15 protein-coding genes are annotated in these 20,545 nt (G+C 72.7%); 7 read left to right on the top strand and 8 right to left on the bottom strand.

The window, feature by feature from the left end:
* Nucleotides 1-114: 114 nt before the first annotated feature.
* Complete coding sequence (locus ND747_RS00285) at nucleotides 115-1,131, bottom strand: TIGR03617 family F420-dependent LLM class oxidoreductase (RefSeq protein ID WP_251730851.1); 1,017 nt, start codon at nucleotides 1,129-1,131, stop codon at nucleotides 115-117.
* A gap of 27 nt (nucleotides 1,132-1,158) precedes the next feature.
* Nucleotides 1,159-2,370 carry a CaiB/BaiF CoA-transferase family protein gene (locus tag ND747_RS00280; protein WP_251730949.1) on the bottom strand — a complete coding sequence of 404 codons (1,212 nt, stop codon included), beginning with the start codon at nucleotides 2,368-2,370 and terminating at the stop codon, nucleotides 1,159-1,161.
* A gap of 356 nt (nucleotides 2,371-2,726) precedes the next feature.
* Between ND747_RS00280 and ND747_RS00275 the strand changes: the two genes are divergently transcribed.
* Together ND747_RS00275 and ND747_RS00270 are read left to right on the top strand one after the other, a co-directional pair.
* Nucleotides 2,727-3,794 carry a CoA ester lyase gene (locus tag ND747_RS00275; protein ID WP_251730850.1) on the top strand — a complete coding sequence of 356 codons (1,068 nt, stop codon included), beginning with the start codon at nucleotides 2,727-2,729 and terminating at the stop codon, nucleotides 3,792-3,794.
* Between the two features lie 212 nt (nucleotides 3,795-4,006).
* Nucleotides 4,007-5,185: a flippase-like domain-containing protein gene (locus ND747_RS00270; RefSeq protein ID WP_251730849.1), complete on the top strand. Its 1,179-nt coding sequence runs from the start codon at nucleotides 4,007-4,009 to the stop codon at nucleotides 5,183-5,185.
* Nucleotides 5,186-5,279: 94 nt separating this feature from the next.
* Here the strand turns inward: ND747_RS00270 and ND747_RS00265 are convergent, their stop codons facing one another.
* Nucleotides 5,280-7,040 (bottom strand): kelch repeat-containing protein, encoded by a 1,761-nt coding sequence (locus tag ND747_RS00265; protein ID WP_251730848.1) that lies wholly within the window; start codon nucleotides 7,038-7,040, stop codon nucleotides 5,280-5,282.
* 1,005 nt (nucleotides 7,041-8,045) lie between these two features.
* Between ND747_RS00265 and ND747_RS00260 the strand changes: the two genes are divergently transcribed.
* Nucleotides 8,046-9,932, top strand: a complete 1,887-nt coding sequence (locus ND747_RS00260) for an ABC transporter ATP-binding protein (RefSeq protein ID WP_251730948.1) — start codon at nucleotides 8,046-8,048, stop codon at nucleotides 9,930-9,932.
* A 1-nt stretch (nucleotide 9,933) separates the two neighbouring features.
* Here ND747_RS00260 and ND747_RS00255 read toward each other — a convergent pair whose 3' ends face one another.
* Together ND747_RS00255 and ND747_RS00250 are read right to left on the bottom strand one after the other, a co-directional pair.
* Nucleotides 9,934-11,106 carry a lysylphosphatidylglycerol synthase transmembrane domain-containing protein gene (locus tag ND747_RS00255; RefSeq protein ID WP_251730847.1) on the bottom strand — a complete coding sequence of 391 codons (1,173 nt, stop codon included), beginning with the start codon at nucleotides 11,104-11,106 and terminating at the stop codon, nucleotides 9,934-9,936.
* On the bottom strand, nucleotides 11,103-12,482 hold the full coding sequence (locus tag ND747_RS00250; RefSeq protein WP_251730846.1) for a glycosyltransferase family 4 protein: 1,380 nt from the start codon (nucleotides 12,480-12,482) through the stop codon (nucleotides 11,103-11,105). The genes ND747_RS00255 and ND747_RS00250 overlap by 4 nt, the downstream gene beginning before the upstream one ends.
* Before the next feature lie 313 nt (nucleotides 12,483-12,795).
* Here ND747_RS00250 and ND747_RS00245 point away from each other — a divergent pair, with 313 nt between their 5' ends.
* Nucleotides 12,796-13,434, top strand: a complete 639-nt coding sequence (locus ND747_RS00245; protein ID WP_251730845.1) for a TIGR03086 family metal-binding protein — start codon at nucleotides 12,796-12,798, stop codon at nucleotides 13,432-13,434.
* Between the two features lie 103 nt (nucleotides 13,435-13,537).
* Here the strand turns inward: ND747_RS00245 and ND747_RS00240 are convergent, their stop codons facing one another.
* Entirely contained in the window at nucleotides 13,538-14,203 is a 666-nt protein-coding gene (locus ND747_RS00240; RefSeq protein WP_251730844.1) for a hypothetical protein, read from the bottom strand.
* Nucleotides 14,204-14,371: 168 nt separating this feature from the next.
* Between ND747_RS00240 and ND747_RS00235 the strand changes: the two genes are divergently transcribed.
* Nucleotides 14,372-14,575: a DUF4236 domain-containing protein gene (locus ND747_RS00235; protein WP_251730843.1), complete on the top strand. Its 204-nt coding sequence runs from the start codon at nucleotides 14,372-14,374 to the stop codon at nucleotides 14,573-14,575.
* A 398-nt stretch (nucleotides 14,576-14,973) separates the two neighbouring features.
* Here the strand turns inward: ND747_RS00235 and ND747_RS00230 are convergent, their stop codons facing one another.
* Both ND747_RS00230 and ND747_RS00225 read right to left on the bottom strand, forming a co-directional pair.
* A complete protein-coding gene (locus tag ND747_RS00230; protein WP_251730842.1) occupies nucleotides 14,974-16,131 on the bottom strand; it encodes a PP2C family protein-serine/threonine phosphatase in 1,158 nt (385 codons plus the stop codon).
* Nucleotides 16,132-16,320: 189 nt separating this feature from the next.
* Nucleotides 16,321-17,979 (bottom strand): amidase, encoded by a 1,659-nt coding sequence (locus tag ND747_RS00225; RefSeq protein ID WP_251730841.1) that lies wholly within the window; start codon nucleotides 17,977-17,979, stop codon nucleotides 16,321-16,323.
* A 534-nt stretch (nucleotides 17,980-18,513) separates the two neighbouring features.
* Between ND747_RS00225 and ND747_RS00220 the strand changes: the two genes are divergently transcribed.
* Nucleotides 18,514-19,341, top strand: a complete 828-nt coding sequence (locus tag ND747_RS00220) for a hypothetical protein (protein WP_251730840.1) — start codon at nucleotides 18,514-18,516, stop codon at nucleotides 19,339-19,341.
* A gap of 156 nt (nucleotides 19,342-19,497) precedes the next feature.
* Nucleotides 19,498-19,809 carry a GlsB/YeaQ/YmgE family stress response membrane protein gene (locus tag ND747_RS00215; RefSeq protein ID WP_251730839.1) on the top strand — a complete coding sequence of 104 codons (312 nt, stop codon included), beginning with the start codon at nucleotides 19,498-19,500 and terminating at the stop codon, nucleotides 19,807-19,809.
* The last annotated feature ends 736 nt before the right edge of the window (nucleotides 19,810-20,545 follow it).

The following is a 20,545-nucleotide window of genomic DNA, read 5'->3' as shown; positions in this document are numbered from 1 at the left end:
CGGCGCCGCCTGCGGTCCCTCGCCGAGGGCCGGCCGGCGGCGCGGTCGGGTGGCTGCGCGGCCAGGTCACGGTGGGGCCAGGTCACGGTGGGGCCAGGCCGGTGGCCTGATCGCTCAGGCGGCCGAGGGCCGGACGTGGGCGAGGAGGTCGGTGAGCAGGCCCGGCTCGGCGTCGTAGGGGGTGTAGAAGGAGGTCCGGGCGAGGACGTCGCCGACCTTCGCGTACAGGGCGGGGCCGACCTCGGCGGGGGTGCCGACGACGGCGAAGGCGTGCAGGATGTCGTCGGTGATGAGCGAGCCGAGCTCGCCCCAGCGGCCTTCCTTCGTCAGCCGGGTGAGCTCGGGCTGCAGGTCACCCCAGCCGTGCAGGTCCAGCACGGGACGGTAGGCGGGGGTCGAACCGTAGAAGGCGATGCGCGCCCGGGTGCCGGCGATGGCGGCGGCGAGTTCCTCCTCGGTGCGTCCGACGGCGACGAACATCGGGCCGTTGATGACGAAGTCGTCGAGGGTGCCGCCCTGCTTGGCCCGGCCGCGGCGCAGCGCCGGCAGGGTCACCTCGTCAAGGTAACGGCGGGTGGTGAAGGGGTGGAGGATGAAGCCGTCGGCGACCTCACCGGCGGCCTCGGTCATCGCCACGTTGACCCCGGCGACGTACACCGGCGGCGGCCCGGCGGGATGCGGCTCGGGGGCGAAGAACGGCGTCATCAGGGTGTGGGAGTAGAACTCGCCCTGGAAGTCGAGCTTCGTGCCGTCCTGCCAGGACGCCCAGATGGCCTTGAGGGCCAGCACGTACTCACGCATCCGGGCCGCCGGGCTCGACCAGGTCATCGAGAACCGGCGCTCGATGTGCGACTTGACCTGCGAGCCGAGGCCGAGCACGAACCGTCCCTGCGCGTAGCGGGCCAGGTCGTAGGCGGAGGTGGCGGTCGTCATCGGGCTGCGGGCGAAGGCGATCGCGACGGCCGTGCCCACCGTGATGTCCGTGGTGGCCTGGGCCGCCTGCAGGATCTGCAGGAACGGATCGTGGTTGGTGTCGCCCACCCACGCGCCCGCGTACCCGGCGGCCTCGGCGTGGCGGGCGGCGGTCGCCGTGACGTCGATGTCGGAGCCCAGTACAGCGTCGATCTTCATCGGTTTTCCCTTCAGCCCTTCGGACCTTCAGATCACGCGGTCGGCGCGCAGCTGGGCGATGTCGTCGGCGGTCAGGCCCACCTCGGCCAGCACGGCCTCGGTGTGCTCGCCGAGCGCCGGCACCGGGCCCATCGGCAGCGCCCAGTCGGGGGTGATCGGCGGCGGTAGCGGGGCGCGCCACGGGCCGGCCGGGGTGGCGACCTCGCGCCAGCGGTCCCGGGCGGCCAGGTGCGGATGGTCGATGACCTCCTGGACGCTGTTGAGCCGGGAGTTGCCGATCGCCGCGTCGTCGAGGATCTTCTCGGCCTGGGCGATGGGGACCGTGGTCGTCCAGGCCCGGATGGCCTCGTCGAGGCGGGGGCGCAGCCGGACCCGGTCGTCGTTGTGCGCGAACGCCGGGTCGTCGGCGAGGTCGTCGCGGCCCAGCACCGTGCGGGCCAGGCGTTGCCATTCGCCGTCGTTGGTGGTGCCGAGCACGAGGGTGAAGCCGTCCGCGGTCGGATATGCCCCGTAGGGGGAGACGGCCGGGGAGCTCACGCCGTTGGGGATCTGCTGCACGCCGGTGCCCATGGTGATGTTCATGGTGTAACTCATCCACTCGACCACCGTGTCGAACAGGCTGATCGACAGTGCCGTGCCGCGCCCCGTCGCCGTGCGGGCGTGGATCGCGGCGAGTACGGAGGTCACCGTGTACATGCCGGCGCCGATGTCGGCCACGGGGATACCGGGCTTGGCTCGGTGCTCTTCCGTTCCGGTGATCGCGCACGAGCCGCCCTCGGACTGCACCAGCAGGTCATAGGCCCGCTTGTGGGACAGCGGGCCGCCCTCGCCGTAGCCGGAGATGTCGACGGCGACGATGCTGGGAAAGCGCTCGACGAGCTGCTCGGCGGCGAACCCGTAGCGGGCGGCCGCGCCGGGCGCGAGGTTCTGCACCACGATGTCGGCCCGGGCGAACAGCCGCTCCAGCGCCTCGGCTCCCCGCGGGTCGCGGAAGTTCAGCGCGACCGACTCCTTGCCCCGGTTCAGCCAGACGAAGTGCGCGGCCAGCTCGCCGAGCACCGCGTTGTCGTAGTCGCGGGCGAAGTCGCCGCCGCGCGGGTTCTCCACCTTGATGACCCGGGCGCCGAGGTCGGCCAGCGTGCGAGTGGCCGTCGGGGCGGCGACGGCCTGCTCCAGCCCGACCACGACGAGATCCCGCAGGGGAAGATCGCGTGAGGGGAGGCTCGGCTGGTCGGACAGTGGACGTCCGGCCTGCGGGTTGCCGTCGTCGGCCAACGCTCCTCCTGGCAGTCGGGCTGGCAGTCGCCGGGCCGACGTGGCCGAGCCGACGCGGGCCGAGCAGTGGTGACCTCAATAAACCAGAAGTGCGTCTGCGGCGCGGGGTTGCGCGTCCGGGCTCACCCTGCCCTGACCGTGCACCCGGAGCGGCGTCACTGTGGGCAAATCTCATTACTGTGTGTGATTTAACTTGGGGCGGGTGAAACGGGGAGCTGGTAACGTGCCTCGTCGTCGAGCGTCGTGCCGGTCGCTGGTGGTGACCCCGTCCGCCCGACGGTTCGGTCCGCCAGCCAGGTGCCCCTTCCGGGAGACTCCCCATGCGCAGTGCCAAGGACTTCTTCGCTCCGCTCGCCGTGGGCGCGCCGGCCCCGGTGCGCGAGATCCCGTGGCGGCCGTCCCGGGTGATCCACTTCTTCGATCCCAGCAACGCCAAGATGGCCGCGAAGCTGCCGACTCTCATCCCCAAGGTGGATGTGCTGCTCGGCAACCTCGAGGACGGCGTCAAGGCCGACAACAAGCTGGCCGCCCGCGAGGGCCTCATCAAGATCATCGAGGGTGGCACGGAGTTCGGCGAGACCCAGTTCTGGGTCCGGGTGAACAGCATCGACTCGCCCTGGGGCCTGGACGACCTGCTCACCCTCGTGCCCGCGATCGGCGCGAAGCTTGACGTGATCATGCTCCCGAAGGTGCAGGGCGCCGAGGACATCCACTACGTCGACCGGCTGCTCGCCCAGCTCGAGGCGCAGGCGGGCCTGACCCGCCCGATCCTCGTGCACGCGATCCTCGAGACCGCCCGCGGCGTGAGCAACGTCGAGGAGATCTGCGCCGCGAGCCCCCGCATGCAGGGCCTGTCACTCGGCCCCGCCGACCTCGCCGCCGACCGGCGGATGAAGACCACCCGCGTCGGCGGCGGTCACCCCGGCTACCTGGTCCGCCAGGACCCCACCCCGGACGACCCGTCCGCCGTGCGCGCCACCTTCCAGCAGGACCCCTGGCACTACACCCTGGCCCGGATGGTCGACGCCTGCGTGGCGCACGGCATCATGCCGTACTACGGCCCGTTCGGTGACATTGCCGACACCCTGGCCTGCGAGGACCAGTTCCGCAACGCCTTCCTGCTCGGCGCGGTCGGCGCCTGGTCGCTGCACCCGGTGCAGATCGACATCGCCAAGAAGGTCTTCAGCCCCGAGCCCAAGGACGTCGCCTGGGCCAGCCGGGTCGTCGAGACCATGGGTGACGGCACCGGCGCGGTGATGGTCGACGGCACCATGCAGGACGACGCGTCGGTCAAGCAGTGCCAGGTCATCCTCGATCTCGCCCGCCGTCTCGCCGCCCGCGACGCCGACCTCGCCGCCAGCTACAACCTGCCCGGCCCGGCCGCCTGACCTGGGTGGGGGATGCCCGCCCAGTCGGTTCGGACGGGGACGTGCGTCCAGCCCGTTCGACCGCACGGCCCAGGTTGGGCAGGGGCTCGGGGTGCTGGCGGTGGGGTGGTCCGGCATACGCAGCGCTCGTCTAGGGTGACCCGGGATGAGGTCCGCCGACGCAGGTGGGGCGGAGGAGGGAGCGAGTGCCAGCCGACTCCGCCGATAATTCCATGGACAAACCTCGTAAGACGGACAATCTGGACGACGTGGACGACGACGCATCCGCACTGACCGCACCGTCGGAACCGGTCGTGGAACCGACCGCCGGGTCGGAGCCGACCGCGGAGCCGACCGCCTTCGAGACCGGGGGAACGCGGCCACGCCGGTTGGGGACGGGGGGGCGGTTCCGTCCCGATGTCGTTCCGGGCGGTCTGGCCTGGGGGCGGATCGCGGGTCGGGTGGTGCCGCTCGCGGCCACCGCGGTGGCGATCTATCTGCTTGCCCCGCAGCTGCTCACCGTCTTCTCCGCCTTTCCCCGGCTGCGGAACTTCCGGCCGTGGTGGTACCCGGCGATGGTCGGCTGGGAGGTCGCGAGCTTCGCCTGCGTCTGGCAGCTGCAACGGCTGGCCATCGACGGTCTGAGCTGGTTTCTGTCGATCACGTCGCAGCTCGCCTCGAACAGCATCAGCCGGATCCTTCCCGGCGGGATCGCGGTGGGCGGTGCCGTCCAGTTCCGGATGCTGAGCCGGGCGGGGTGCGATCCCGCCGCCGCCGGGTTCGCCCTGACCGCGATCTCCATGGTGACCACCAGCATCGTGTTCGGGCTGCCGTTGTTCGTGCTGCCGGCGCTGATCTTCGGTCAGCCGGCGCCGCGCGGCCTGATCGCGGCGGCCTGGCTCGGCGGGGTGGCCTTCGCCGTGCTGGTCGTGATCGGTCTGGTGCTCGCCCGTTCGGAGACCGCGGTGCGGCTGCTGGCCCGCCTGCTCGGCCGGGTGCTGCGGCTGGCCCGCCGGCCGGTCGACCCGGATCTGCCCGACCTGCTGCTGATCCGCCGCGACGAGGTGCTGCGCTCGCTCGGTCGCCGCCTGCCGGCCGCCCTGTTCTTCGCCGCCGGCAAGTGGACCCTGGACTACCTGGCGCTGCTCGCGGCCCTGGCCGGCGCCGGCCAGCACCCCCGCCCGTCCCTGGTGCTGCTGGCCTATGTCGCCGCCAGCGTCCTGGCGATGATCCCGATCACGCCGGGTGGCCTCGGGTTCGTCGAAGCCGGCCTGACCGGGACCCTTGCCCTGGCCGGGGTGCCGCCGGCGGCAGCGGCCCTGTCCACCCTCGCCTACCGGCTGGTGTCCTTCTGGCTGCCGCTGGCCGCCGGTGCCCCCGCCTGGATCGCCTACCGCGTCCGGTACCGCTGAGCAGGCGCCGGACGCGGCGCGGCTGGGCCGGCCTCGACCGTCCGGGCCCGGTTGGACGACCGTCCGCACCCACTGGTCGGATGATCGTCCGGGTTCAGTCGGACAGCGCCGACACGGTGGCCTCGGGCCGGCCGGTGCCGGACGTGCCGCCCAGGACGTAGACCTCACCGTCGCCACCGGTCGTGGCGGCAGCGTCCACCCGGTCGGACGCCTCACCGGCGGGACCGGCGGCCCAGGCGTCCCGGTCCGGCGAGTAGATCTGCACGGCCTCGGCGACCGCGCCGCCCGAACCGCGTCCCCCGACGACGTAGACCCGCCCGTCCGGACCAGTCGCGCCGGTCGCCCGGGTGACCGGTGTGGGCAGGCTGGCGACCTGTGCCCACGAGCCGCTACCACCGCCCGTACCGGGGGTGTAGACGTACGCCTTCGACGACACCCGCGGGACGGACGTGCCGTCGGTGGAGCCGCCGGCAGCCAGGATCCGTCCGTCCGACAGGGCGACGACAACCGGGGCATCCAGCGCGGACGGCGGTGCCGGCGCGGTCGACCAGGCGTTCGCGGCCGGGTCGTAGATCGCCAGCGTCGCGCCGTCCAGGACGTAGATCCGTCCGTCCGAACCGCGGGCCCCCCGGGGCGTGCCCATCGCGGCGGGCAGGTCGGTCGCCTCCGACCAGGAGTCGCTGGTCGGCTGGTACACCTCGACGGTGTTCGTCGGGCCGTCCGCGTCCTGCCCACCGATCGCGTAGATCCGCCCGTCCGCCCCGGTGACGGCCGTCAGGTCCGTACGCGGGGTCGGCAGCCCGGCCGCGGCCGACCAGTCACCCGACGCCGGATCGAACACCGACACGGTGCCCACCGGGGCACCCGCCGCTGCGGCGCCGGCCGCTGCTCCAGCGCCGGCTCCGGCGCCGGCCGCGCCGCTCGGCGAGGCGCTGCCGGTCGCACCCGGGGTGGCCGTCCCGCTCGGGGTGGCCGTCCCGCTCGGGGTGGCTGTCCCGCTACGGGTGGGTGTTCCGTTCGGGCTGGACGGTGTGCCGGGGGTGGCCGGCTGGTCGGGGTCTGTGGCCGAATCACTGTCGGGCGCGTTCGGTAGCGACCCGACGTCCGGCTCGTCGGTCAGCGCGCCGGGGATGATCCTCGGTCCGGAGCCGGAAAGCCCGGCGGGACCCGCGCCCGGCGATTCCGTCGTGGTGGGCGAGGACGTGGTGCTCGGTGAGATCGTCGGGCTTGGCGAGGCCGTCCCGCTCGGCGAGGAGGAGGTCGGGGTCGGGGTCGGGGATTCGGTGGGCGCGGGTGCGACACCGGCACCGGGAGCGCCGGTGGAGGGGGAGCCCGCCGTCGAGGCCCGAGCGCGCCCGCCGATCGCGTAGATCTTCCCGTCGCAGCCGGTGGTGCTGGCAAGTCCGGCGACCGCGGCGGGCAGCTCGGCGACCGGCTTCCAGGTGCCCAGCGGTCCGGACGTGGACGCAACGGTCGGGCAGGCCGCGCCGGTGGCGCCCCCACCGGGGGCCGCACCCGCTCCGCCGGACGCCCCGGGGCTGGCAGGCCCACCTGGGCTGGCGGTCTCGTCCGGGCTGGCGCTCTGTGTCGGGCTGGCGCTCTGTGTCGGGCTGGCGGTCTCGTCCGGGTCGGCGGTACCACCCGGGGTGGGGGCATCGGTGGAGGTCTGGCTCGTGCCGGAACCGGGTGCCGGCGCCGAGGACACGTCCGAGGATGCGCCGGGGGGCACGGTCGGGAACACGGTGGCGCCAATGGCCGCGTCCATCAGTCCGGGTGTGGCCAGTGCGGCCGTGAGGGTCGCGGACAGGACGAACGCGCGGGTGGCGCATCGTCGGGACGTGTGGGACCAACTCATCGTTTCCCCCTCTTCGGGCCCGCCTCGGCGGGCCCCGGCCGGGTGGGTCGCGTGCGATGCCGGCGGACCTGCGGACCTGCGGACCTGCGGACCTGCGGATCGGCGGGCCTGCGGGCCTGCGGGCCTGCGGATGTGTATGCGGCCGGCAGACCTGTGGCGGTTCCGGCGAGGTGCGGCCACAGCGGTGGACGCGCGGGTCCGGTCGCGTCACCCCACCCGATGGGCGTGCGCACAGGGTGTTCCCAAGGATGCGAAAGGTAACCACGCATCGACACTCAACCCCCCGCCGCGGTACCGCGACTGACCGTCCACCTCCTTCTTCACCGTGACGCTTCGTGACTACCCTTTATGTCCCGACATGCCCGTCTACGCGCTCGGGCGTGTCGATCTTTGTGGTCCTTCTGTAGGGGTCAGGGCGAAATTTTGTCCGCTTCGTCCCGACAGAAGGACCCGTGGCCCGCTCGGTCATCGGCGACCGTTCGCGGAGCCGGCACGTGCGTCCGGTCGATGGTTACGGAACGTCGATTCGGTGCTGTGGGTTGCCTTTCGAGTGCCGAGGGTCATCTGTATCGGCTTGTGCGGGCCGCGCCGGGCCGCGCCGCGCCGCGCCGGGCCATCCGTCGATCATGGTCTCGATTTGCGATGCCCTTTTCGGAGGTCGCGGGTGTGCGGGCTGCACATGGGCCATTGCGGGGGTGATCATGTCCGATGTGCCCGCCCGCGGCGGCCCGGGTGGGCGGATCCTGCTTGGGGTCGGTTGCGGGGCGTCGTGGGAGTGGGGGCGGGATGGCTGGCGCCGACCGGGCTGATGGGGTGGCGGCGGTGGGAACTAGCCTCGTTCCGGTGACCTCGCAGCAGCCGACCCTTACGTCAGGGTCCAGTCATCCGATCCGCGCCAGTCATCCGGGGACCGGGTCGCACCTGGCCGATGGGGCGGGGCAGTCGGCGGGCCCGGCGGGCCCGGCGGGCGCTCGGTTGGTGGGGGTGACCCGGCTGCACGCGCGGATGCTCGCTCGGCTGACCGGGGTGGGCGCGGCAGGCCGGGCCGAACGGTTCTTCGCCGATCAGGGGCCGGTCATCGCCGTGCTCGTCGTGCTGTCGGTGATCGGGTCGGTGGCGGTCGCCGCGGGACCGTTCGTCCTGCGCCATCTCATCGACGTGTCGTTGCCCCGCGGCCACGTCCGCGATCTTGCCGGGCCGATCGGACTGCTGGGGGCGCTGCTGGTGTTCGAGTCCGCGGTGCTCTCGGCGCGGATGGCGCTGATCGCCCGGCTCGGCGGGGTGGTGTCGGTCCGGATCCGGCAGACGGTCAACACCCATCTGCAGCGGCTGCCGTTCAGCTTCTTCCCGCGCAGCCAGCCGGGCGAGGTCATGACGGTGATGACGAACGACGTCCTGGCCGCGCAGAACGCGATCTCCGCGACGGTGCAGGCGGTGATCTGCCGGGTGGCGGACATCGCGGTCGGCACGGTCGTCGTGTTCGTGCTGGACTGGCGGCTCAGCCTCGCCGTCATGGTGTTCGCGCCGGCGACGCTGCTGCTGGTCCGCTCGGGGCGCCGGCGCCTCGCGGAGCTGTCCCGCCACCAGCGGGAACTCGACGGGGTGCTGATGGCGCGCCTGGCCGACACCGCGTCGGTGTCGGGTGCGCTGCACGTGCGGCTGTTCGACCGGGTCGACCACGAACGGGCCTGGTTCGACGCTGCCGGCACCGAGCTGATCGTCGCTTCGCGTGACCAGGCCCGGCTGACGTCCCGGGTCCGGTTCCTGGTCAACCTCGGCATCGTGGCGACGATGACGGTGGTCGTGGCGCTCGGCGCCTGGCTGGTCTCGTCCGAGCGGACCACCCTGGGCACGGTCGCCGCGCTCGGCGGGGCCCTGCTGGTGTCGTTCGGCCCGCTGTCGTCCGCGATCGACCTGCGTACCGAGCTCGCCGGCGCCGGCGCCGCCTTCCGCCGCATCTTCGCCCTGTTGGACGTCCCCGAAGACGAGATCCGCGCCCGCTTCGACCCGGCCCCGGCTCCGGCTCTGGCCGTGCCCCGCGAACCGGCGCCGGTCGTAGCCGGTGATCCTCGGGACGAGTCCGGTACCGCGCTCGGACTGGAGCTGGCGTTGGAGGACGTGTGGTTCGCCTACGACCGGGCCACCGGCGAGAGCGGTGCCGAGAGCGGTGCCGAGAACGGTGCCGACAGTGCGGCGGAAGCCGTCGAGGACGCCGGGTGGGACCTGCGCGGGGTGACGTTGCGGGTCGCGGCGGGGACGACGACGGCGGTGGTCGGGGCCAGCGGGGCGGGCAAGACGACGATCGCCTATCTCGCCAGCGGGATGCACCGGCCGCAGCGGGGATCCGTGCGGCTCGGCGGGGTCGGGCTCGACGACATCGCGCCGTCCAGGCTGCACGCGCAGGTCGGCGTGGTCCCGCAGGATCCGCACCTGTTCCACGACACGATCGCCGCGAACCTGCGGTACGGCCGGCTCGACGCCACCGACGACGAGCTGCGGGCCGCCCTCGACGCCGCCTACCTGTCCGCGCTGGTCGAACGGCTGCCCGAGGGGCTCGAAACCCGGGTGGGGGCCCGCGGCTACCGGCTGTCCGGCGGGGAGCGTCAGCGGCTGGCCATCGCCCGGGTCCTGCTGCAGTCGCCGCAGGTGCTGGTGCTGGACGAGGCCACGTCCGCACTCGACACGGTCTCCGAGGCGGCGGTGCGCGCCGCCCTGGACCGGCTCGCCGTCGGACGGACCTGCCTGGTCATCGCCCACCGGCTGGCCACGGTGATCGACGCCGACCGCATCTACGTCCTCGACCGCGGCCGGGTCGTGCAGCATGGCACCCACCACGACCTGCTCGCCGCCGGCGGCGCCTACGCCCGGCTCTACCGTCCCACCACGGTCTGAGTCAGAGCTGGCCGCGGCGGACCATGACGGCCAGGACGCAGGCGGATGGGGCCATCGGCAGCCAGACGGTGACCAGGCGGTAGCCGAGCACCACGCCGAGGGCGACCTGAGGGGTCTGGCCGGCGGTGATGAGCGCGGCAGCCAGGGCCGCGTCCAGGGAGCCGAAGCCGCCCGGGGACGGGACCATCGCGGAGGCGGTGCTGGCGACGTAGTAGAGCGTGAGCACCGCACCGATCCCGAGCGGCAGGTGCAGCGCATGGACGATCGCCCACAGGGTGAGGGCGTGGACGAGCGGGATCGCCGCTGATCCGCCCCACAGCAGTGCCGCGCGTCCCGGCGAGCGCAGGGTGGCGCCCACTCCGCACAGCTGGGCGCGCAGCCGGGTTCGTAGCCGGCCGCGCAGAGGGGCCGCCACCCGGACGCGGACGCCGGCCACGCCCCGGCGTACGGCCGGAACCAGCCGGCCGAGTAACGCCACGATCGCCACCAGCACCGTGACCACCCCGACCGTCACCACGGCGGTCACGGCCACCGCGGACAGCACCGACCCGCCGTCGGGCAGACGGGCGGTGTCGACGGGCAGGAAGCCGCCGCCGAGCAGGGCGAGCAGGACGGCGAGATGGGTGGTGACGCCCGCGGTCGCGTCCAGACCGACGGCGGTCAGTGACTCGGGCAGGGAGAAGCCGTGCCGGTGCAGGAAGCGTAGTTTCACCGCGCCGACCCCGAAGCCGGCCGGCAGCACATGGTTGGCCACACTGCCCGCGACCTGCGCGGCCAGCAGCGGCCGGACCGGCAGCGCCCGGGACACCGCCCCCTGTTGACAGGCCGCTCCGGCGAACCAGGTGAGCTGGGCGACGACCAGCGCGCCGATCAGCCAGCCAGGATGTGCGCCGCCCAGCGCGACCATCCCGCCCCGCACGGTCGACCAGGACCGCACCACCCACCAGACCATCACCACCGGCACCACACAGGCCAGCGCCGGTCGCACTGCCCGCCACCGTCCGCGTGCCGGCGCGACCCCCTCACCTGCGCTGGCCGGGCTGACGCCCGGCGTCTCGTCCCGCCCGGCGTCTGAGGTCGTGGTCGGGGTGGCGGCTGGCGTCGCGTCCCGCGTGACGTCCGGGATCGCGGTCGGGACGGCGTCCGGCGTGGGTCTGGCGGGGGCGGGCGTCACCGGTGCTGGCCGGCGTCGACGCGGTCCGGGAGGAGCTGCCCGGCGGCGTCGTCCGCGGGGGTGCTGTCCGTGGGGGTGCTGTCCGGGGAGGTGCTGTCCGTGGGGGTGGTGTCGGTTGCGGGGGAGATGGCGGCGCGGTCGATGATCTGGTCGGTCAGGTGGTCGTCGACGGGCTGGTCGGCGAGGATGCGGGCGAGCCGTCCGCTCAGCTGCTCCCAGCTCCAGGCGGTGCGCATCCACTCCCGGCCGGCGAGACCCATCCGGGCGGCCCGGTCGGGATCGTCGAGCAGGTCGAGGACGGCGCCGGTCACGGCGCCCACGTCCCGTCCGTCGACGACGGTGCCGGTGCGTCCGGGCAGGACGACGTCGGGGGCGCCACCCTGGGCACCGGTGATCACCGGCAGGCCGCTGGCGGCGCCTTCCAGGGACGATAGACCGAGGCCCTCGAGGTCCAGGCCAAGCCAGCGGGTGCGCGACGGCATGGCGAACACGTCGGCGGCGTCGAGGTAGGCGGGCAGGTCCTGGTCGGGGATCGCTCCGGCGAAGTGGACCTCGTCGGCCACCCCGACCCGCCGGGCAAGCTGCCGCAGCCGGTTCTCGGCCGGGCCCTGCCCGACCAGCAACAGCCGGGCGCCCGGGTGGCGCCGGCGCACCGCCGGCCAGCCGCGGATCAGCATGTCCTGGCCCTTGCGGGGCACCATCCGCGCCACGCAGATGACCACCGGACGGTCCGACCAGCCCAGCGCCCGGCGAACCTCGTCGCCGCCGGCCCCGGGATGGAACCGGTCGACGTCGACCCCGCCGGTCAGGCGTGCCATGGCCGTGCCGTTCGGGGCGACCGCGGCCAGCCGCCGCCGGGTGAACGACGTCAGGTAGGTGAACACGTCGGCGCGGGCGGCGCAGCTGCGCACCAGCGACCAGCCGACCGGCAGTCGCGACCAGGCCACCTCGTGCCCATGGCTGGACGACACGACCCGCCGCACACCGGCCTCCCGCAGCACCGGGGCGAGCAGGCCGTACGGTGCCGAGGTCGGAAACCAGGCGGCCTCGCAGCCCTCGGTGCGGACCAGGTCGGCCAGCACCCGCCGGGACTGCCGGGAGGTCACCACCCGTTCGCCGATGCGGACCACGGGGAACGGCAGGGTGCGGTCGAACTCGGCGGCGCCGGGCGCGGTCGGCGCGACGACGATCACCCGGTCGGCGGGCAGGCCCGCGGTGAGGTGACAGGCGAAGGTCTGGATGCCGCCGAGCACCGGCGGAAACTTGTCCGCGACGACCAGCGTCCGTGGGATCAGGGCGCCTGCCGGTGCCGTGGGATGTGGGCGGCAGGCGTCGTCCCGGGTGACGGGTTGTGACGGCAGTCGGCGACCATCCATGAGGGGAGATGATGACAGGCGGCCGATGTGCGCCGGATGAGTGCCGCGCGCCGGATGGTGCCTAGTGCCGTGTGGGGGAGAAACAGCCCGGGTCCGCCACGAAGTATTTACGGAGGGTCATCGCCTGGATGCCAGGGGTTGGAGGCCCGCTGCCGGCGGGTAGGCAGGTTGCCGGGTCCACGAATGCTCGGTGGCAGCTCAGTGCCGGTTCGGCCGCAGGTCGGTAACCGTGCGGCGGTGCTGAGGCCGAGGTTCCGGGACGTCCAGAGCCGGGATGCGGCGCCGAAGGGGGCACCTGGAGATGGTGAGCGGCATGCTGTCCGCCACGGAACGTCGGGAGTGGCTGGACTGGGCGATGGACATCTTCGACATCCAGGTCCGCGCGGTGCCCGAGAACGCCTGGGACGCCCCGACCCCCTGCCGGGACTGGAACGTCCGCGCGCTGGTCAACCACCTGACCGTCGAACATCTGTGGGTTCCGCCGCTGCTGGCGGGCCTCACCCGCGAGGACATCGGACGCCGCTTCGACGGCGACCAGCTCGGTACCGACCCGGTCAGCGTCTGGAGCGCGACCGCCCGGCAGTCCCGCGCCGCCTGGAACCGGCAGGACGTCTGGGCGCGCAGTCCCGTGCTCTCGTTCGGCCCCACCCCCGCGGACGAGTACGCCTTCCAGCTCACCGCCGACCTGCTTCTGCACAGCTGGGATCTCGCCCGCGCCGTCGACGAGGCCGGTCGACTCCCCGGCGACAGCACCTCGGCACGCACGGTGGGCAGCAACCGTGATCTCGTCCGCTGGGTGCAGCACACCCTCGCCCGCCAGATCGACGCCTGGCGCGTCGTCGGCATCTTCGCCGACCCCGTCACCGTGCCCCCCGACGCCGACGAGTGGACCCGTCTGGTCGCCCTGTCCGGCCGCTCCCCGAACTGGCACCCACCCCAGCCCGCCAGCTGAGTCTCGCCTCGGCTCCGCACCCGGCCCGGCCGGTACCTCACCTCGCCCGGCACCCCGTGGGTCTGGCACCTGGCCTGCGGATCCGTGAGATGCGGTCAGCACCTCAGCAGAGCGGGAAGATCGGAACGGGCGGGCCCGACCCTGTGATGGCCCGCGTGGTGGCCTGCGTACAGCGGGGCGTCGGCACCGCCGGACCCGCTGCTCCCGCGCTCCGCACCGGCACCGGCGCCGCAGCTCGCGACGTCGCCGCAGCTCGCGACGTCGCCGCAGCGGTCCCCGCCGTCGCCACGGCCTGTTTGACGTCACCCGGATCCCGTGGTGTCGCCGTGCGGGGTCTCGCCGTGCGCGGTGCCGGTGTGATGGCCAGCGGAATCCGCCCGGCCAGCGGCCTGCTCGCCGTCAGGTCATCCGCCTTCACCAGCCGACCGATCTCACTGGCCGCAGCCGCCGACACCGCCACACCGTTCTCACCGCCACCGCCACCGCCACCGTCGCCACCGCCGGCGCCATCCCTGCCGTCCTCGTCTCCGCCCCCAGCACCACTGCCAGCGCGGTCGGAGGAGGAAGCCGCCCGTTGCTGCGAGAGCGCGACGAGCCCCCCGACGGCAAAGGCGGCCACCGCACTGAGCAGCACAACCAGAACAACAAGCACCCGCAGCACGGACCGGTCGATAGTCGGGTTATCTCCGCCCAGCATGACCTCGGGCGCCATCGCCGCGTCCGTGCGCAGGGTGAGATCGATCCGCATACTCGGAAAGTAATGGGTCAAGTCGGTATCCGTCACGGATCGCCACGCACATCACCCGGGTCGTGTGCGAGACCGCGATGTGTAAAAGGCCGAATACCGGAAACAAGCGCCTTGTCGCCATTTCGGCGCGGATATCGAGCCAGGTCAGGGCCGGACAAAGGCCTGCCTGCGGGCTGGAGGAGGTGCCAGATGGGTCTGCGATACACCCGCCGGCCGAAGTACGGGCCGTTCCACGTCAATGTCAGCGAGAACGGCGTTTCTTCGGTGACGCTGAAGCTCGGCCGGGTCTCCTGGCGGGTCTGGTCGCGGCACCGCCGCGGCGGCCTGTCCAGCGTCGACCTCCCCGGTCCCTTCTCCTACCGCCGTGAGGGCCGCAGTCGCTCCCGCGCATAGGGTCAACGCCCGCTCGCCGGGAACCGCTCTGGCTCCCGGCAGAGCCGGACGGCCGGTGAGTAGCTGGACAACCGCCCAGAGTGCGTCTTGTGTGGTCGCTGCTTGGCGGCCACCGCTTATTGCACTCCGTCGCGGTTCCGTTTACTCGTTTTGCCGGTTGTCTGCGTCGCCGGGGCTGGCGCTGTTCGCTCTGTGGGGTGCGGCGTCCGTTTCGTTCCACAGAGAGAGCGGCAACTGTGCCAGTGTCGTTGATCACGGTCGTGGCATGGGTGCGGGTCTGTTCCCGGAGGTCCGGGCTGTGACCGCGAGTGACGAGAGATACTTTGGGCGCTCGAATGGCTACGTTATGTCATGCAAGGATGGACGGCTGACGCGAGACACGCTGTCAGGAGAAGTCCTCAGTCGGCGGTGGCGCGGGCGGCCGGGGTCGAGGCGGCGGGGGAGTCGGCGGCCGGCGAGACCGGGGCGCCGGGCTGGGCGGGGGCGGGGTGGCGTTCGGCGAGCAGGAGGGCGAGGTCGTCGTGCAGGGCGCCGCCGGCGTGGGCGTCCAGGGCGGTGGTGAGACGGTCGAGGGCCTCCTCCTGGTCGCCGCCGAGCAGCAGGTCGAGATGCTCGTCGAGGTCGAAGAAGCGGCCACCGGCGTCCCGGGCCTCGATCAGGCCGTCGGTGAACAGCAGCAGCCGGTCGCCGACCTCCCAGAACGCGTTCGTCACGGTGAACTGGTCGGCGAGGCCCAGCGGCGGGCTCGGGGAGCGCAGCATCAGCGTGCGCGTCGCGCCCTGCGGGGACACCAGCCGCGGCGGGTGGTGCCCCGCGGAACACATCCCGAGCCGGCCGTCCGGGTGGATGTCGAGCACGAGCGCGGTGACGAAGTCCTCCGGCCCGGCCTCCCGGGCGACCGCGCGGGCACACGCCGCGGCGACCTGCTCGGGATCAAGCCAGGTGACGGCGGCCTCCCGGAACGCACCCAGGACCACCGACGCCAGGCGCACCGCCGGTAACCCCTTGCCCCGGACATCCCCGATGATCACTCGGATGCCGTGTGCGGTGGGCACGACCTCGTAGAGGTCTCCGCCGACGGAGGCCTCCCGCGCGGCGGACAGGTAGCGGGCGGCGAAACCGGCGCCGTCCAGGCGGCCGGGCACGGCGGGCAGTAGCGCCCGCTGCGCCACCTCGGCCACCGCCTGGACGCGCTGCAGCTTCGAACGCTGCTGCTCCCGGAACACGCAGATCATCACGGCGATGATCGCCTGGATGGCGATCAGCACGATGGCGGCGATGTGCTGGCCGGTGCCGAACCGGTCGTCCCACAGGCCGGACACGATCCCGAGCAGCACCGTCACCGCGCCGACACCGGCGGTGATGAGCGTCGGGCAGGCCGCGGCGAGGATCAGCGGGCCGAGGCCGAAATACCCGGCCAGGGCAACGGAGGAGAAGACGTCGACGAGCAGCGTGCTGAGCAGGACGGCGGCGCCGGTGATGACGAACGCGAGATTATCCGCCCGCTCGTCCGGCGGTATCAGGGCGGCGGGGGCATCCGTCCGGACAGTGCGCATGGGCCATTGTCCCGGCCCGACCAGGCGTTCGGCCAGAGACCCTGGCAGGACGTCCGGAAGGTGACCAGAATCTTACCAGACGGTCACACCGACGCACCGTCACCGCTCCTCGACTGCCCGGCGATCACCTGCTGCCCCGGAGCGGCTCCTTCTTCGTTCCGACGTGGGTGCGCGGCGGCTCGCAGCAGGTCATCCGGTGTAGGCGACACGTTCCCCCGGATGGTGCAGCTGCCACCGTTCGGTGGCCTCGAGCTGTGCGGCGAGCGAGATCAGCCGCGTTTCGGCGGCCGCCGGGCCCATCAGCTGGGCGCCCACCGGCAGGCCCGCCGCAGTGAACCCCGCGGGCACGTTGACCGCCGGCCAGCCGAGCACGTTCCACGGCCAGGCGAACGGGCAGGCGGCCACGATCGCCTGGTCGGTCGCCCAGTTCGTGTCCCGGTTGAGTTCGCCGACCCGCGGCGGCGGAGTCGCCGTGGTCGGGGCGAGCACGACGTCCACCCGGCGGAAGACGCGGGCGATGTTGAGCCGGGCCACCGGCTCGGCCGCCCGGACCAGCGGAAGCAACGGACGCAGCAGCCGGCCGGTGCGGGCGTTCGCCAGCGTGCGCGCGTCGAGCAGGGACGGGTCGGGCACCCGGCCGGCCCAGTCGCGGATGCCGTCCATCGACCGGGGCAGGAAAAGCGTGCCGAGCAGGCCGTAGGGCGGCTCGATCGGGACGATCTCATGCCCAAGCCGGGCGAGGACCTCGGCGATCCGCTCCACCGCGACCCGCACCGCCGGGTCGAGGTTCGCCGGCACGCCGCTGTAGGGGCGGTGCAGCGACAGGCCGATCCGCAGCCGGGGCGGCGGATGCCCGGCCGCGGCGAGAAATGTCTCGGCCGGCGCCGGAGGGTGGTCCCGGTCGCTCGGCAGGCTGCCGGACAGGGCGTCGAGCAGCAGGGCGCCGTCGGCGACCGTCCTGGTCAGCGGACCGAAGACGGTCAGGCCGTGGAACTGTTCGCGCACCGGGGCGCTGGAGATCCGCCCCCGCCTGGGCTTGATGCCGACCAGATGCGTCCACGCCGCCGGGATGCGTACCGACCCCGCGCCGTCCGAGCCGATCGCGCCCGGGACGAGCCCCGCCGCGACCGCCGCCGCCGCGCCGCCGGACGATCCGCCGGGCGAGTAGTCGAGATCCCACGGGTTGCGGGTCACCCCGAACGCCGGGCCCTCGGTGAACGGCCACTGGCCGAACTCGGGGGTGTTGGTCTTGCCGACGATGATCGCCCCCGCGGCCTTCAACCGCCGGACCATCTCGCTGTCGCGCGCCGCGGGCGGGAACTCGCCCATCGCCCCGAACGCCGTGGGCATCCCGGCGATGTCCGTGTCATCCTTGATCGCTATCGGCACGCCGAGCAGGGGACGGTGCCGGCTGGCGGCCGTGGCACGAGCGCCGTCGGCGTCAGCGCTCGCGGCGCCCGCCGAAGCCGCCTCGAGTGCGGCGTCGGCCGCCGTCGCCTCCTCGAGGGCCTCCACAGCTCGGATCCGGCGGAAGGCGTTCAGGGTCGACTGCGTCGCCTCGATCCGGCCGAGCGCCGCCTCGACCAGTTCCCGTGAGGTGATCTCACCGCGGGCAAGCCGGGCGGCCAGCTCGGCCACCCCGTCCAGCTCCGCCGACGTGCCGGTGCCGTGGGCCGCGGTACGGAGCCGGCGGCCTGGGTTACCCCGACTCGGGCTGTCCCGACTCGGGCTGTCCGGACTCGGGCCGTCCGGGTTCGGGCTGTCCGGGTTCGGGCTGTCCGGGTTCGGATCCGGGCCGTACGCAGCCGCGTTGTCCGAGTTGACGAAGGCTCGTCGCGGGTCGGCCATGAGCACTCCCTGCCAGCTGCCACCCGGCCACCGGGGCCGCTGTCGAGCTTGCTCCTGCTCCTGTCCCTGGCACCGTAACCGACGTCGGGCCGCCGCAACACGCTCGAGGCATTACCTCATCCGTTGTCCGTGAAGTGTTCGGATATGGATCATGGTGTGGATGTGTGCGGCCACCGGGCGGCAAATCTGTCCAGATTGATCCGATATAGGCATTATCGCCATGGGATCTGCGGCGCAGTGGAGCATCACCCTGGCCACGTCGTGTTATCAACATCGATGATGGGGTACCGCCGTCCGGGAAACAGGCGGTGAACTCTTTCTCCACCACCGGCACCGCCACCGACTCCGGCAGCGGCACCGCCACCGACCCGACGACGCGCCGCGGTCACCGCACCGTGTCGGCGGGCCGGGCCACATGGGTCCCGGACGGGGCATGCGGTGAGCGGGAGCAGGCCAGGTCGGGGTAGACGTCGAGACCAGACAGACCGGACAGGCCAGACAGGCCAGATGGACCAGACGAAGGGAACCAGGACGATGTCAGCGGACCCGAACCCGGCGACGCCCGATCCCACGTTGATCGTGACGCCGAACAGCTCGCGGCCCACCATCCCCCCGGCTGCGCCGCCGAACGCCACCCCCGCGGCCACCCCTGCCGGGTCCGGCTCGCCCGAGCCGCCAGCGTCTGCTCCGATCCCACCCACCCCACCCATCCCACCCACCGCACCCACCCCACCGGCAGCGACGAACTCGGCCGTCGACCTGTCGCCCTCCGACGCCGACGAGCTGGCCGTTTCCACCCCGGCCCGCTCGGCGGCGTCCTACACCGACGAATCGGCCACCGACGAATCGGCCACCGACGAGCCACCCGCGGACGAGGCGCCCGGCGGCGAGTCGGCGGCAGACCGCCCGGCTGCCGGTGACACCGGGGCGGAGCCGTCGGGCGGGGCGGCCACCCGTGAGCGGGTCGCCTCCGGGGCCGCCGAGGTGCGTCAGCGGGTGACCGGGGCCGCGCAGACGCTGGCGCCGCAGCTGGGTGCTGCCGCCGGACGTACCCGCGACGCCGCGGGTAAGGTCGCCGGCACCGTGCTGGAGAAGGCCGCCGAGAACCCGCGGCTGGCCGCGGCGGGCGCTCGCTCCATCGACGCCCGGGACCGGGCCCTCGGCACCGCGTTCGAGCGCCTGGCCCAGCATCCGCAGGCCAACGCCGCGGCGGAGAAGGCCATCGCCACCAGTGGCAAGGCCGTCCGCTCCGCTGGGCAGCGGGCTCGCGGCAACCCACGGGCGACCGGCGGGGTGGTGGCCGCCGTCGTCGTACTGTCCGTGGTCCGACGGATCCGACGGCGTCGGCGTAAGGCGGACTGAGCGGACCCCGGCACCCTTCCGGTGGCATCCGGGCCGTTCGCGGCATCAGGGGTGTCCGGGTGGCATCGGGGCGTCCGAGAGGAAGCTTGAAATAAGGTGTTTGTCGCCCGGGTCGGCGGGAACGAATGAACCAGTCACCTCGGCAGGGAGAATAAAATGGTCACATTCGTTGTCGTCATGATTCTGCTCGGACTGGTCGCTGGCGCGGTCGCGCGAGTGGTGCTTCCCGGGCCCGATCCCATTGGTATCGTCGGCACCATCGTCGTCGGCATCATCGGCTCTTTCGTCGGTGGTTTCCTCGGCTACGTCCTGTTCGGTAAGGACCTGGGCGAAGGCGCCCTGCAGCCGTCCGGCATCGTCGGTTCGATCATCGGTGCCATCCTCGTGCTGCTGATCTGGCGGAACGTGGGCACCGGTCACAGCCACGGCCGCTCGCACGGTCGTAGCCGGCGCTACGCCCGCCGGTAATCGAACCGGCACTGGTCACGGCGGCACCGACAGGTGATCTCCGGGACTGCCGAGCACCTCTGACGGCGGTCACGGGAGGTCTCCGGTAGGAACCAGACATGGTTCTCACCGGCGGCTCCCGTGGCCGCCGTCAGTCATGTCCGGGAATCCTTCGTCCCGTTCCAAACACAACGACCGAGTTCTTTCCATGGCTGGACAGCGCTGTCGAAGTCGACGACCGTCATCACCCGATGCGACCGATCCAGTTTGTATGGCCGATCCGATTTGTGTGGCCGATCTGGTTTGTGTGGCCGATCCGGCTTTTCGGCCTCCGCTCTGCTGCGATCGTCCGCCGCTCTGGCGGCAGGTCGTTACCGGGGTCTTGTTCTCTGCCGAGGATGACGACCGCCGGTGGTTCGGCTGGGCCAGCGGCCGTCATCCCTGCTGTTCGCCGCATTCAGCAGCGTGCCGGTTACGGCGCTTTCGCGGCTGTTCCCGCCGGCGGCAGACACCCTCGACCCGGTCCGGTGGGTTCCGTGGGGCAGTCTCCTGTGGATCAGGGGCTGCCGCGGTCAGGGCGCGAAGCGTGGTCGCTGGGCACGGTCAGAGTCGGGCTGAGCGACCACGGTTCGTGGGGTGGCTTCGGGTAGGACGGCGACAGGGCCGGAACGTGCACTCATGATGATCGAATGGTGACTTTTTGTGGCTGACGGGCGCACTCGGAGATCCGCGGGGAGCGACCCTGCGTAATCGTCTG

The sequence above is a fragment of the Frankia sp. R82 genome (genome assembly GCF_023716925.1).
Classification (GTDB): Bacteria; Actinomycetota; Actinomycetes; order Frankiales; family Frankiaceae; genus Frankia.
The sequence above is the reverse complement of the archived record's forward strand: the minus strand, read 5'-3'. Positions and strand labels throughout refer to the sequence as shown.

Bases quoted from the DNA above. Each gene is read 5' to 3' on its own strand.
- ND747_RS00285 (WP_251730851.1), bottom strand. From the start codon at position 1,131: ATGAAGATCGACGCTGTACTGGGCTCCGACATCGACGTCACGGCGACC.
- ND747_RS00275 (WP_251730850.1), top strand. From the start codon at position 2,727: ATGCGCAGTGCCAAGGACTTCTTCGCTCCGCTCGCCGTGGGCGCGCCG.
- ND747_RS00270 (WP_251730849.1), top strand. From the start codon at position 4,007: ATGGACAAACCTCGTAAGACGGACAATCTGGACGACGTGGACGACGAC.
- ND747_RS00265 (WP_251730848.1), bottom strand. From the start codon at position 7,040: ATGAGTTGGTCCCACACGTCCCGACGATGCGCCACCCGCGCGTTCGTC.
- ND747_RS00260 (WP_251730948.1), top strand. From the start codon at position 8,046: ATGCTCGCTCGGCTGACCGGGGTGGGCGCGGCAGGCCGGGCCGAACGG.
- ND747_RS00250 (WP_251730846.1), bottom strand. From the start codon at position 12,482: ATGGATGGTCGCCGACTGCCGTCACAACCCGTCACCCGGGACGACGCC.
- ND747_RS00245 (WP_251730845.1), top strand. From the start codon at position 12,796: ATGCTGTCCGCCACGGAACGTCGGGAGTGGCTGGACTGGGCGATGGAC.
- ND747_RS00235 (WP_251730843.1), top strand. From the start codon at position 14,372: ATGGGTCTGCGATACACCCGCCGGCCGAAGTACGGGCCGTTCCACGTC.
- ND747_RS00230 (WP_251730842.1), bottom strand. From the start codon at position 16,131: ATGCGCACTGTCCGGACGGATGCCCCCGCCGCCCTGATACCGCCGGAC.
- ND747_RS00225 (WP_251730841.1), bottom strand. From the start codon at position 17,979: ATGGCCGACCCGCGACGAGCCTTCGTCAACTCGGACAACGCGGCTGCG.
- ND747_RS00220 (WP_251730840.1), top strand. From the start codon at position 18,514: ATGTCAGCGGACCCGAACCCGGCGACGCCCGATCCCACGTTGATCGTG.
- ND747_RS00215 (WP_251730839.1), top strand. From the start codon at position 19,498: ATGGTCACATTCGTTGTCGTCATGATTCTGCTCGGACTGGTCGCTGGC.